Raw genomic sequence first — 12,711 nt, forward strand, 5'->3', positions numbered from 1 at the left:
CTATGTAATGACTGTAAAAATTTAAAGGTGAAGAAAAACAAAAAGTTTATTTTGTTTTTCTTCACCTTTTTAACAGCTGGTGACTTAATAAGATAATAGAAAAATAGATAGATTATAACATTTTACTTATTCAATAAAAAAATTTTCACTCGCCTCGTTAATAGCTTGCTGAGTTACCCTTATATATCGCTGTGTAGTGGCTACAGAGCTATGGTTTAAGAGTTCCTTAACTAATTCTAAGTTATTGTTACTCTTTTCAAATTGAGTAGTAGCATAGAGCTTTCTAAAGCTATGTGTGCTTATGTTATACAAATTTAAGTATTTACAAATTATTCTCAATTGTTTCTGGATAGCTTTTGTCTTTATATTTACTAAGTAGTCATCTGATTTAAGATTATACTTTCTTGCATGTTCATTTATAGATTCAATTATATTTTTGTTAACAGGTCTATACTGTAGTTTACCTGTCTTTTTTTCATTTATTTCCAACATATTACCTTTAAAATTACCTATTTTTAATCTTAAAATATCTGATATTCTTAGACCTAAATTAGCTTCTAACATTAGTGCTAATGCAACCTTAGGATTCTTTCTAAATCTTTTTTCAACGCCATTTTCACTATAAATAAAGCCCGTATGTAGTAGTTCCATTATCTTTTTATATTCGTCTATTTCTATAGGTCTTGTTGCCATTTTCAACCACTCCTCTTAGTTTGATTTGATAAGTTTAGGTCGGTATTTATTATATAATATAAATGAAATATTATATATTGGAAAAATATACCAATTACTTTATATAAGTGTGCTATATGTGATTAAGGAGAATTTTTGAAAAATATTGTTATAAAAAATTATCAAAATTGTGATGAAATAACTATGCTGATAAAGTAATTAAAAAGGTTATTAAGATTATGACAAATATAATTAGAAAATGGAAGCATTTAGTTAATTTTTATACATTTTATTTTTTTCGAAATAAGTTTTTTATAAAAAAAGTATTTTTATATCTAATTAATTTTCCACTTGTAGATAAATTTCTCATGTGTTTTTTAGCAACAAATAAAGCTGAAATTAAGTAGATTATTATTACAATTTGAAGAATAGTGTCATAATAGCTAAGATAATAGAACCAAATTAAGTTATTATATATAACATTATATGTATCAGCAAAGCTAGAAACTAATACAGTAGAGTTTGCAATAGGATAAAGTATAAAAATAAATAAACCTGCTAAAAGTCCATGTGCAAACTTACTTAATATGTATAATTTTAAGTCTATATCTGTTTTTGATAAAAATGTACAACATTGAGCTAGTATGGACAATCCGCTAAATCCTATCAGAAAACTAGCCAAAGATGCTCTTAGGATTTCTGGGGCACTTGTTATACTAGATACCTTATTACAACCAATTGTGATTTCAAATAGACCGCTTACAAATGCTTGACAGAGCTCCTTATTGACACCTAAAAGTGAAAGTGGTAAATATATAACTGATGCTATTAAAGAGATTACATTAAATAGTGATAGTATTTTAAATACTACCGAAAAAACAATTACAAATCCACCAACTGTAAGTAATGTATTTACTCCATTAAAGACAGCATTTCCAAATAGAACAAAAAAACCATTACCACTAGAACTTCTAATATTAATTATGTTTTTTATGTTTGTTTTTAAATCTAATTTTGTCTTTGGAAGATTTTCATTTCCATAATTTCTGAAAAAAAGACCAACTAATATAGTTCCCAAGTAATGGCATAAAATCATCAAGTAACCTAAATTTGAATTTTGAAACATACCTGTACCAACTGAGCCTATTATAAATAAAGGTCCTGATGTAGAACAAAAAGATACCAGTCTTTGGGCTTCATGCTTAGAAATCTGTTTATTGCTTCTAAATTCAGAAGCTAGACTTGCTCCCACTGGATAACCAGATACTGCTGATATTGCAAAAGCTAAAGCACTTTTTCCTGATACATTAAACACAAGTCTAGTTATGGGATTAATAATAAACCCTATAATATCTACTATTTTTAAATCGACAATTAGGTTTGCACCAATTATAAAAGGGAGTAGCGATGGGACTAGAACATTAGACCATATGGAAAAACCCTCTCTTGCAGATTTTATAGCTTCATTTGGGTATAAGATAATGCCTAAAACTAGAACCCCAACTATGATAGCTGGAGCGAAAAAACCAATAATTTTATTTTTTTTCATAATATCACCTGTAAATTTGAGTTATAAGATATTATATTAAAAGTAACAAAAATATATGAATGTAATGGCTTAAGATATATAATAGATATATATTATAACAACGACTACTACATGGGAGGAAAAAATGTTTAATAGTATAGCTAGTAAAAAAGTTTATGAACAAGTAATTGAGCAAATTCAATATAAAATATTAAATGGAGAGTTAAAAAAGGGTGATAAACTACTATCTGAAAGAGAATTGTCTGAACAAATGAATGTAAGTAGAACCTCTATTAGAGAAGCTATCAGGGTTTTAGAAACTATGGGTGTGATAGAAAGCAGACAAGGTGAGGGTAATTTTATATGCACAAATATAGAAAAAACTTTAATAGAACCTTTATCTATGATTTTTAAACTGAATAATGGTACACTTGAAGACATACTAGAGCTTAGAATAATTTTAGAAATTGAGATTGCAAAACTTGCTTCAAAGAGAATAACTTCTTCTGAATCTATAGAATTAAAAAGTATAATAGATGAAATGAGAATAGAAACCAATAAAAAAGATAATAATCAAATTTTGGTTTTATTAGATCAAAAATTTCACAGCAAATTGGCTACAATAAGTAAAAATTATTTAATTCAAAGTCTTTTTATAACAGCCTCAAAATTGTTTGATGGATTTATAGAGGATGCAAGAGAGAAGATAATTGCAGAACCTTTAAATGAAACTATCTTGCTTAAGCAACATGAAGCTATATATAAGGCAGTTATAGAAAACAATACTGAACTTGCACATGAAAAAGCGAAAGAGCATATGAGATTTATAAGTAAAAACTACAGAAAAAATGAAAATTAAAAGTTTGTTATAAAATAAATTATTCTTGCAAATAGAAGATAATGGTACTATTATATAAATGTAAAACTGGTATGACCACATACCAATTTTATAGTTTATTATAATGGGAGATTAAAGATGGTAAAGTTAAAAGTACCTTATTCAAAGCAAGGAATGATTTTAGAAATACCTAACAAACGTTTTCTTGGTGTCTTGGAATCAAAATCGGATAATTATGTAGAACATAAGACACAAGAAGAAATAGTTGAAGAATCTATGAATAATCCAATAGGCTCTTTATCATTGGAAGAGTTAGTTAAAGGAAAAAAGAATGTAGTCATAATTACAAGTGACCATACAAGACCTGTTCCAAGTAAAGTAACTATGCCAATTCTTTTAAGAAGAATTAGGAAAGCTAATCCTAAAATTGATGTGAAGATTATAGTAGCAACTGGTTTTCATAGGCCAAGTACAAGAGAAGAATTAGTTTATAAGATGGGAGAAGAAATTGTAGATAATGAAGAAATAATCATGCATATATCTACTGATGATGAAGCTATGTGCAAGGTGGGTGTATTACCTTCAGGTGGGGATTTATATATAAATAAACTTGCATATGATGCAGAACTTTTAATCGCAGAAGGTTTTATAGAACCACACTTTTTTGCAGGTTTCTCAGGAGGAAGAAAAAGTGTACTTCCAGGAATAGCCTCTGCAAAGACTATAATGTATAACCATTGTAGTGATTTTATAGATAGTGACAATTCGAGAACTGGAAAATTAAAAAATAATCCTATTCATGAAGATATGGTATATGCAGCTAAGGTTGCCAAACTAGCATTTATATTGAATGTTGTAATAGATAAAGAGAAAAAAGTAATAGCATCATTTGCTGGTGATGTCGAAAAAGCACATACCCGAGGTTGTGAATTTGTAACAGAACTCTCAAAAGTAAATTCCATAAAGTCAGATATTGTAGTGAGTACAAATGGTGGATACCCATTAGACCAAAATATTTATCAAGCAGTTAAGGGTATGACAGCAGCAGAGGCTACCTGTAAAGAAGGTGGAGTAATAATAATGATTGCAGCATGTAATGATGGTCATGGAGGTCAATCCTTTTATGAAAATGTAGCAAATGCAGATTCTCCAAAAAAACTTTTAGAAAAAATTAGAAGTGTTGACAGATGTGATACAATTCCAGACCAATGGGAATTTCAAATATTAGCAAGAATACTATCTAAGTATACTGTAATAATGGTAACAGATAAGTGTAGTCCTGAAATGATAAATAAAATGCATATGAAACATGCATTTAATTTTAAGGATGCTTTAGAGATGGCTACTAATATAGTCGGTGAAGATAGTAAAGTTACAGTTATACCTGATGGAGTATCAGTGATAGTTAAATAAAAAAGGGGTGTAGTTTATGGAAATTTTGACATGTATTAAACAAGTACCTGGAACAACCACAGTAGAGGTTGATGAATCCACAGGTGTATTGAAAAGAGATGGAGTAGATTCAAAAATGAATCCTTATGATTTATATGCTTTAGAAACAGCACTTAGAATAAAAAACGACATAAAAGCTAATTTAAAAGTACTTACTATGGGTCCTCCGCAAGCAAAGAAGGTAATAGAAGAGAGTTTTATGATGGGGGCAGATGAAGGAGCTTTAATAAGCGATAGAAGATTTGGAGGGGCAGATGTCTTGGCAACTTCTTACACTATATCGCAAGGTATTAAAAAAATGGGTAGAGTAGACTTAATAATTTGTGGAAAACAAACTACTGATGGTGATACAGCGCAGGTTGGACCTGAAGTAGCCGAGTTTTTAGATATACCTCATGTAACTAATGTTACAAAATTAATTGAAATCAAAGAGAAAAGCATAGTTGTTGAAATAGATATGCCAAATGATTTACAAGTATGTGAAATTGAGTATCCTTGTTTGATAACAGTAGAAAAAGATATTTTTCAACCAAGATTGCCTTCATTTAAGTTAAAGTTAGAGACTAAAGAAAGAAAAATACCTGTGTACAGTTTAGATGATTTTGAAGATAAGGACGAAGATAATTATGGATTAAATGGTTCCCCTACTCAAGTTGTAAGAATATTTCCTCCTAAGCCAAATACAGATAAAAATATTATGAGAGGAAATCCAGAAGAGTTAAGTTCTGTGCTTATAAATAAATTAGAGGAATTAAAATTAGTCTAAGGGGGAAGAAGAAATGTCAAAAATAGTTGTAAATCAAGATAAAATAACTGATTTAAAAAGAGTACTAGAAATTTGTCCTTTTGGTGCTATAGAAGAAAAATCAGGTAAGGTAGAAATAAGTGCTGGCTGTAAGATGTGCAAATTGTGTGTCAAAAGTGGACCCAAAGGTGCATTTGAATTTATAGAAAGTAATAAAGCAAAAATAAATAAGGATGAATGGAAGGGAGTGGCAGTATATGTAGAACATCATAATGGAAATATACATCCTGTAACATATGAACTTATAGGAAAAGCTCGCAAAATGGCATCAAAAATAAAGCAACCTGTATATTGTGTATTTGTAGGAAAAGATATAAAAGATAAATGTAAGAATCTTATCTCCTATGGTATTGATGAAGTATTTGTATACGATGAAGATGAATTTAAAGAATTTAGGATAGAACCATATGCAAAGGCAATAGAAAACTTTATAAATAAAATAAAACCAACAATAATGTTGGTTGGTGGAACTACATTAGGTAGGTCATTAGCTCCAAGGCTTGCTGCTAGATTTAAAACAGGGCTTACAGCAGATTGTACAATACTTGATGTGCAATCAAACACTGATTTAGACCAGATAAGACCAGCATTTGGTGGAAATATAATGGCTCACATAAATACACCCAATAATAGACCTCAATTTGCCACTGTAAGATATAAAATATTTTCAGCTCCAGAAAAGGTAGAAAATGCTACAGGAAAAATAACTTTATGTGAAATAGAAAAAAAAGAATTAAAATCTAAGATTAAAGTACTGAGTGTAAAAGAAAAAAATAAAGAAGTTGGTCTTGAAGAAGCAGAAGTAATAGTAGTTGCAAGTAGAGCAATAAAGAAACAGGAAGATATGGATATGATATATAAATTAGCTGACAAGTTAAATGCTCAAGTAGCAGGAACAAGACCGATTATAGAAGCAGGTTGGATAGATGCTAAAAAACAAATAGGTCTTAGTGGTAGAACTGTAAAGCCTAAATTAATAATAACTTGTGGTGTATCTGGAGCTGTTCAATTTGTTGCAGGAATGCAAGGAGCTGATTATATAGTAGCTATAAATAAAGATGATAAGGCACCTATACTTGATGTAGCACACTTAGCTTTAATAGGAGATATTTATGATATTATTCCTAAATTGATAAAAAAAATAGAAAATAAAAAAAATGATAAGCAAATATATGTGGCATCAGCAGCTGAATAGGGGGATAGAGATGTATAAATCAATTGATAAAAAAGATATAGATTTTTTAATAGATATTTGTGGAGATGAAAATGTAGTAGTTGGAAGTGATATAAATGAAGATTTTTCACATGATGAACTTGGAGGAATAGAAAAATATCCTGAGGTTTTAGTAAATGTGATTGAAACCGAGCAAGTATCTAAAATAATGAAATATGCATATGAAAACAATATACCAGTTACGCCAAGAGGACAAGGAACTGGTCTTGTAGGAGCTGCTGTTGCCATAAATGGTGGAATAATGATTAATCTATGTAAAATGAATAAAATACTTGAGGTTGATTATGAAAATCTAACATTGACAGTAGAACCAGGAGTTTTGCTTATGACAATAGGTCAATATGTTCAAGAGAGAGACTTATTTTATCCACCTGACCCAGGTGAGAAGAGTGCTACAATAGCAGGTAATATAAATACTAATGCAGGTGGAATGAGAGCAGTAAAATATGGTGTTACAAGAGATTATGTTAGAGGTCTTGAAGTAGTATTACCAAATGGAGAAGTTATAAATATAGGGGGAAAAGTAGTTAAAAATAGTTCTGGATATAGTATAAAAGATTTATTAATAGGTTCAGAAGGAACTTTAGGAATAGTTACAAAAGCGATATTAAAATTGCTTCCTTTACCAAATAAAAGTGTAAGTTTACTTATACCTTTTCCAAATTTATCAATGGCAATAGAAACTGTTCCTAAAATAATAAAATCGAAATCAATACCAACAGCCATAGAATTTATGGAGAGAGATGTAATATTGGCTGCGGAAGAATTTTTAGGTAAAAAGTTTCCAGATAATACATCAGATGCTTATCTTCTACTTACGTTTGATGGAAATAGTATTGAAGAAATTGAAAAAGAATATGAAAAAGTTGCTAATCTGTGTTTAGAAAATGGAGCATTAGATGTATTTATATCAGATACGCAAGAAAGAAATGATTCCATATGGTCAGCCAGAGGTGCTTTCTTAGAAGCTATAAAGGCATCTACAACAGAAATGGATGAATGTGATGTCGTTGTACCAAGAGACAAGGTAGCAGAGTTTATAAGATATACTCATGAGCTTCAAGATGAGTTAAAAATAAGAATAAAAAGTTTTGGTCATGCAGGTGATGGAAATCTACACATATATATATTAAAAGATAGTATGGATGAACATACCTGGAAAGTAAGATTAAAAGAAGCTTTTGACTGTATGTATAAAAAATCTAGAGAACTTAATGGTCAAGTCTCAGGTGAACATGGTATAGGATATGCAAAAAAAGAGTATTTACATGAATCAAAATCAGATGCCTATATGATGTTAATTAAAAATATAAAAATAGCTTTTGACCCTAAAAATATTTTAAATCCAGGAAAAATATATTAAATATATAAATGTTATTTTTAAACATAAAAGTTATAAAAAACAGGTTTAAATTTAATAACTTAAATTTACTTTTTAATGTTAATAGTATTTGTAAATATTAATATTATTTATAAAGATTTTAGGATGGCAATGTTTATTTAACTTTAGAAATATGAAATATTATTTAAGTTAAGTTGGTGTTACCATCCTAAAAATATGAATACACATGTGAAGCGTATTTTATTTATAAAAAATATTTGTAATTATAAATACATCTTATTAATTTAATGAGGTTATTTAAAATTGATAAGGTTATTTAAAAAACTTATTTTACATATATTGGACGAGTGTAAAAGTCCATAGGACCTTTTACTAAACCTTGATTATTTCTATAATATACTGAGTTGTATATATTTGTAGATTTTATATCATAACTTATAAGTGTTTTAAAAATAGCATCATCTAATGAAAATGATATATTTGAAAATTTATTTATTATGTCTATGTTAGATTTATTTTTTATCTCTTTTAGAACTTCTCTACCTTTGTCATTGAAAGCAAGTATTCTTATATAAGGAACAATATCTATATCTTTTACAAGGTGAATATCGCTTTTTTTTATGCCTAACAATATATTATTTAAAGTTCTCTTGATTTTAGTTAAAGTATATCTCTTAGATTTAATTGATAATTGTAATTCGTATAAAGAATTAGATGTAAAAATATCTTTGTAAATTTTATTTTCTATACCTTCATTTACTTCAAAATAATCCTTTAAATTGGATATGTCCCTAAGTATGATTGTCTTTAAAGTATCAAAAAATAATTCATCAAACATAGGAAAAAATTTATTATCTATTTTTTCGTTTAATATACTATAAGTTTTTTCTGGAATAACTTTTTTTAACTGAGAGATATTACAATTTTCCTTAAGTGAAGTTCTTATAGCAGTAGCAGAGCAAATACTATTATCAATTTCTTTAGAGTTGTACTCTGACTGAACTCTGGAAATAGTAAATGGCTTTATATTGCTGTTTAAATTGATAAGATTTTTTATATATTCTATACCAAGTATATTATTTGATGAATTTAATATTTTTAATAATTGTTCTTTTGTAGTTTTTTGAGATAAGTCGTTGTTTTCATATTGGTGTATATAATCAAAAAGTGAATTAGCTCTAGCCACTGGAAATAACATACCATCATCTAAATATTTTTTTAAAAGTAATTTAAATTCTTTTGGCTCATTTGCTAAAATCTCTGCAATACTATAAAGAATATCTGTGTTTCCCTCTTCACTACCAAAACATACAGAACTTATGCAGTTTAGAGAATTTAAAATTGTGATGGCACCATGAGAAAAAATTTCGGCACTTTGGCAAGCAAACATAGTTGGTAATTCTATAACTAAGTCTACACCATTTTCGACAGCAATTTTTGCTCTAGTATATTTATCAAATAAAGCGGGCTCACCTCTTTGAAGAAAGTTTCCACTCATGATTGCCACTGTATGTGTTGCATTTGTTTTTTCTATAGATTTAGATAAATGATAGATATGTCCATTATGAAATGGGTTATATTCAACTATTAATCCAAGTATATTCATAAAATGCTCCTTTTTCCTTTGTTTATTTTATCTATATTGTAATTTATTATAATATGTATAAAATTTAAATTTTTAATTACCTAGCTAAAAAACATAAAAAAATTTGTTAAAATGTAGAAATACTACATAATAAGAAATCAGTTAAGTGTTATTAAAATAACTTTATTAAGCCTTTATATTATATTATTATAGCAAATGGGAAAGAATAATCTACATTAAGTTAATTTGTTAATAAATTGTTATTAAAACACACAATTTGCCATAGTAGAAATATGATATAATATAAAAAAAAGTATATACTTTTATATTAAAAGGTGATATATTATTTATGAAAATCGTTTAATGTATACAATAATATATCTATGACAAAATAATAAAATATAAGTTTTTAGACATTTATTATGAATCAAAATTGATTACATATCATTTATAAAAATCTAAGGAGGAAATAATAATGAAAATATTAGTATTAAACTGTGGGAGTTCTTCATTAAAATATCAATTAATAGATATGAGTAATGAAGAAGTTTTATGTATAGGATTAGTTGAAAGAATAGGAATCGAAGGTTCTATACTTAAACATGAAAAAGCAGGAAGAGATGATAAATACATTGTTGAACAACCAATGAAAGACCATAAAGATGCAATAGCATTAGTATTAGAAGCTGTTGCTCACCCAGAATTTGGTGCAGTTAAAGAAATGAAAGAAATAGATGCAGTAGGGCATAGAGTTGTTCATGCTGGAGAAAAATTTGCAACTTCAGTAGTAATAACTCCAGAAGTAGAAGAAGCTTTAAAAGAATGTATAGATTTAGCTCCACTTCATAATCCAGCAAACATAATGGGAATTGATGCTTGTAAGGCTATACTTCCAGGTGTACCAATGGTAGGAGTATTTGATACTGCTTTCCATCAAACAATGCCTAAATCTTCATACTTATATGGTTTACCTCATGAATTATATACTAAATATGGAGTAAGAAGATATGGGTTCCATGGAACTTCTCATAACTATGTATCTCAAAAAGCAGCAGAGATGTTAGGAAAAGATATAAAAGACTTAAAAATAGTAACTTGTCACTTAGGAAATGGTGCTTCTATAGCTGCTGTTGATGGTGGAAGATGTATAGATACATCTATGGGATTCACTCCATTAGAAGGATTAATAATGGGAACTAGATGTGGAGATATAGACCCTGCTATACTACCTTTCTTAATGAGAAAAGAAGGTTTAGATGCTGATGGATTAGATAAATTAATGAACAAGGAATCTGGAGTATATGGAATGACTGGAATTTCTAGTGATTTCAGAGATATAGAAGATGCAGCTAAAAATGGAGATGAAAGAGCTCAAGCAACATTAGAAGCTTATGTTAAAAAAGTACAAAAGTATATAGGTGCTTATGCTGCTGAAATGAATGGATTAGATGTTGTAGTATTTACTGCTGGTGTAGGTGAAAATGGAAAGGCTATAAGAGCAGACATAGCTTCTAATATGGAGTTCTTAGGAATGAAACTAGATAAGGAAGCTAATGATGTTAGAGGAAAAGAAACAGTAATATCTACTGCTGACTCTAAAGTAAAAATGCTTTTAATACCAACTAACGAAGAATTAATGATAGCTAGAGATACATTAAGATTAGTAAAATAATTTAATTAAACTTATGCCTATCAAGTAAAAATACTTGACAAACAAATGCTAGATTTGTATAATAAATTTGGTGATATGTTGAGGTGAACTTAATGAAAGTTAGCATAGAAAAAATAAATAGAAAAGAAACTGACAAAATAGACTTGAATTTTTGTGAAAAAATTGATACTATTAGTTATTGTGATGAGATTTACAAATTAGTATCACCTGTAAATTTAAAAGGTAAAGTATCAAAGACTAATAAAGGTTTGTATCTAGATATAGATGTTAATTTTACAATTGTTGACAATTGTTCAAGATGTCTTAAAGAAGTAGAAATACCATTAGAGTATTCTATACAAGGTTTTTTAGTAAAAGAAGAAGATTATGATGAAGATGAATTTGAGGAGTTTGATCCTTTTATATTTGATGGTGAAGAAATCGACCTTATTGATATAATAGAACAGACATTAGATTTTAATGTGCCTCATAAAGTTCTTTGTAGTGAAAACTGTAAAGGTCTTTGTCAAGGATGCGGAGCAAACTTAAATAAAGAAGAATGTTCTTGCAGTGAAATTACAAACGATGAGGAATACATAGATCCTCGTTTTGCTAAATTAAAAGATTTATTTAATTAAATTTTGACTAAGGAGGTGGCGTAAATGGCAGTACCAAAGCGTAAAACGTCTAAATCAAACACAAAAATGAGAAGAGCAGCTAACTCAAAGATGGAAGCAACAGGATTTGTAAGTTGCCCACAATGTCATGAGCCAAAATTACCACATAGAGTGTGTCCAGACTGTGGATATTATAAAGGTAAAGAAGTTGTATCTAAGTAATAGCTTCTAAAAAACATGTAGAGTGTACTCTACATGTTTTTTTTGTACATATAAAAAAGATGATTTACTAGAGAAATAAATGGATTTTATGCATATTAAAAATTAGAAAAATAATAATATAAGTATTGAAAATTTTTGTGTGTTACTATATACTACTATTAGTAGCTGGTACTAATTACAGCTATAAAATTTGGAGGGAACATGAAAAAGAAGAGTAAAGCCCAAAGACAACAAGAGCTTATAGATATGCTAAAGACTGATCCTTTTTATACTGATGAAGAATTATCAAGTTTGTTTAATGTTAGTATACAGACAATAAGATTAGATAGAATGAGTCTAAACATACCAGAGCTAAGAGAAAGAGTCAAATCAATAGCAGAAACTCAGAGTTCAAAAGTAAAGACTTTAGGAGTAAAGGAAATTACAGGCGAAATCATTGATTTATCTGTAGGGCAATTAGGTATATCTATGTTAGAAGTTACAGAGGACATGATTTACTCTAAAACTAATACTTTGAAAGATACGTATATATTTTCTCTAGCAGATTCATTAGCAATGGCTATAATAGATGCACCTAAAGTTATTATGAGAGTTGCAAATGTAAAATGTTTTAAGTTGATAGAACAACAAGACAGACTTATAGCAAAAGCAGAAGTGTATAGAAATATAGACAAAAAGCATTATGTAAAAGTTGTTATCAACAATAAAGCCCAAGAGCAAATATTTAGAGGGAAGTTTATCTTTGAAGAGTTAGATTAGGAGGAA

The 12,711-nt window shown here is 28.5% G+C and carries 12 protein-coding genes; 9 read left to right on the top strand and 3 right to left on the bottom strand.

What is annotated here, in order from left to right; genetic code table 11:
• Positions 1 to 126 precede the first annotated feature (126 nt).
• Positions 127 to 693, bottom strand: coding sequence for a tyrosine-type recombinase/integrase (locus IC219_RS11550; protein WP_227434090.1), 567 nt, complete (start codon positions 691 to 693; stop codon positions 127 to 129).
• A gap of 268 nt (positions 694 to 961) precedes the next feature.
• Complete coding sequence (locus tag IC219_RS11555) at positions 962 to 2,221, bottom strand: sporulation integral membrane protein YlbJ (RefSeq protein ID WP_227434091.1); 1,260 nt, start codon at positions 2,219 to 2,221, stop codon at positions 962 to 964.
• Between the two features lie 124 nt (positions 2,222 to 2,345).
• Here IC219_RS11555 and IC219_RS11560 point away from each other — a divergent pair, with 124 nt between their 5' ends.
• The 5 genes from IC219_RS11560 (at position 2,346) to IC219_RS11580 (ending at position 7,892) form a co-directional block, all read left to right on the top strand.
• Positions 2,346 to 3,059, top strand: coding sequence for a FadR/GntR family transcriptional regulator (locus IC219_RS11560; protein ID WP_227482189.1), 714 nt, complete (start codon positions 2,346 to 2,348; stop codon positions 3,057 to 3,059).
• A gap of 117 nt (positions 3,060 to 3,176) precedes the next feature.
• The gene (gene larA, locus IC219_RS11565; RefSeq protein ID WP_227831245.1) at positions 3,177 to 4,451 is read left to right on the top strand and encodes a nickel-dependent lactate racemase; all 1,275 of its coding nucleotides are present in this window, start codon (positions 3,177 to 3,179) and stop codon (positions 4,449 to 4,451) included.
• A gap of 16 nt (positions 4,452 to 4,467) precedes the next feature.
• The gene (locus IC219_RS11570; protein ID WP_227434094.1) at positions 4,468 to 5,256 is read left to right on the top strand and encodes an electron transfer flavoprotein subunit beta/FixA family protein; all 789 of its coding nucleotides are present in this window, start codon (positions 4,468 to 4,470) and stop codon (positions 5,254 to 5,256) included.
• A 13-nt stretch (positions 5,257 to 5,269) separates the two neighbouring features.
• Complete coding sequence (locus IC219_RS11575; protein ID WP_227434095.1) at positions 5,270 to 6,490, top strand: FAD-binding protein; 1,221 nt, start codon at positions 5,270 to 5,272, stop codon at positions 6,488 to 6,490.
• Positions 6,491 to 6,500: 10 nt separating this feature from the next.
• Entirely contained in the window at positions 6,501 to 7,892 is a 1,392-nt protein-coding gene (locus tag IC219_RS11580) for an FAD-binding oxidoreductase (RefSeq protein WP_227831244.1), read from the top strand.
• Positions 7,893 to 8,196: 304 nt separating this feature from the next.
• Here IC219_RS11580 and IC219_RS11585 read toward each other — a convergent pair whose 3' ends face one another.
• Complete coding sequence (locus IC219_RS11585; protein WP_227831243.1) at positions 8,197 to 9,477, bottom strand: nucleotidyltransferase; 1,281 nt, start codon at positions 9,475 to 9,477, stop codon at positions 8,197 to 8,199.
• 454 nt (positions 9,478 to 9,931) lie between these two features.
• Between IC219_RS11585 and IC219_RS11590 the strand changes: the two genes are divergently transcribed.
• From IC219_RS11590 to fapR, 4 genes are all read left to right on the top strand, one after another.
• A complete protein-coding gene (locus IC219_RS11590) occupies positions 9,932 to 11,128 on the top strand; it encodes an acetate/propionate family kinase (RefSeq protein WP_227831242.1) in 1,197 nt (398 codons plus the stop codon).
• 92 nt (positions 11,129 to 11,220) lie between these two features.
• A complete protein-coding gene (locus tag IC219_RS11595; RefSeq protein WP_227434099.1) occupies positions 11,221 to 11,745 on the top strand; it encodes a YceD family protein in 525 nt (174 codons plus the stop codon).
• A gap of 24 nt (positions 11,746 to 11,769) precedes the next feature.
• Positions 11,770 to 11,946: a 50S ribosomal protein L32 gene (rpmF, locus tag IC219_RS11600; RefSeq protein ID WP_003419113.1), complete on the top strand. Its 177-nt coding sequence runs from the start codon at positions 11,770 to 11,772 to the stop codon at positions 11,944 to 11,946.
• A 201-nt stretch (positions 11,947 to 12,147) separates the two neighbouring features.
• Positions 12,148 to 12,705, top strand: coding sequence for a transcription factor FapR (gene fapR / locus IC219_RS11605; protein WP_227434100.1), 558 nt, complete (start codon positions 12,148 to 12,150; stop codon positions 12,703 to 12,705).
• Positions 12,706 to 12,711: the final 6 nt, after the last annotated feature.

The organism is Clostridioides sp. ES-W-0018-02, from assembly GCF_020658175.1.
GTDB lineage: Bacteria > Bacillota > Clostridia > Peptostreptococcales > Peptostreptococcaceae > Clostridioides.

What these genes read in the sequence shown, in the direction of transcription:
- IC219_RS11550 (WP_227434090.1), bottom strand. Translation starts at nt 693, where the DNA reads ATGGCAACAAGACCTATAGAAATAGACGAATATAAAAAGATAATGGAA.
- IC219_RS11555 (WP_227434091.1), bottom strand. Translation starts at nt 2,221, where the DNA reads ATGAAAAAAAATAAAATTATTGGTTTTTTCGCTCCAGCTATCATAGTT.
- IC219_RS11560 (WP_227482189.1), top strand. Translation starts at nt 2,346, where the DNA reads ATGTTTAATAGTATAGCTAGTAAAAAAGTTTATGAACAAGTAATTGAG.
- larA (WP_227831245.1), top strand. Translation starts at nt 3,177, where the DNA reads ATGGTAAAGTTAAAAGTACCTTATTCAAAGCAAGGAATGATTTTAGAA.
- IC219_RS11570 (WP_227434094.1), top strand. Translation starts at nt 4,468, where the DNA reads ATGGAAATTTTGACATGTATTAAACAAGTACCTGGAACAACCACAGTA.
- IC219_RS11575 (WP_227434095.1), top strand. Translation starts at nt 5,270, where the DNA reads ATGTCAAAAATAGTTGTAAATCAAGATAAAATAACTGATTTAAAAAGA.
- IC219_RS11580 (WP_227831244.1), top strand. Translation starts at nt 6,501, where the DNA reads ATGTATAAATCAATTGATAAAAAAGATATAGATTTTTTAATAGATATT.
- IC219_RS11585 (WP_227831243.1), bottom strand. Translation starts at nt 9,477, where the DNA reads ATGAATATACTTGGATTAATAGTTGAATATAACCCATTTCATAATGGA.
- IC219_RS11590 (WP_227831242.1), top strand. Translation starts at nt 9,932, where the DNA reads ATGAAAATATTAGTATTAAACTGTGGGAGTTCTTCATTAAAATATCAA.
- IC219_RS11595 (WP_227434099.1), top strand. Translation starts at nt 11,221, where the DNA reads ATGAAAGTTAGCATAGAAAAAATAAATAGAAAAGAAACTGACAAAATA.
- rpmF (WP_003419113.1), top strand. Translation starts at nt 11,770, where the DNA reads ATGGCAGTACCAAAGCGTAAAACGTCTAAATCAAACACAAAAATGAGA.
- fapR (WP_227434100.1), top strand. Translation starts at nt 12,148, where the DNA reads ATGAAAAAGAAGAGTAAAGCCCAAAGACAACAAGAGCTTATAGATATG.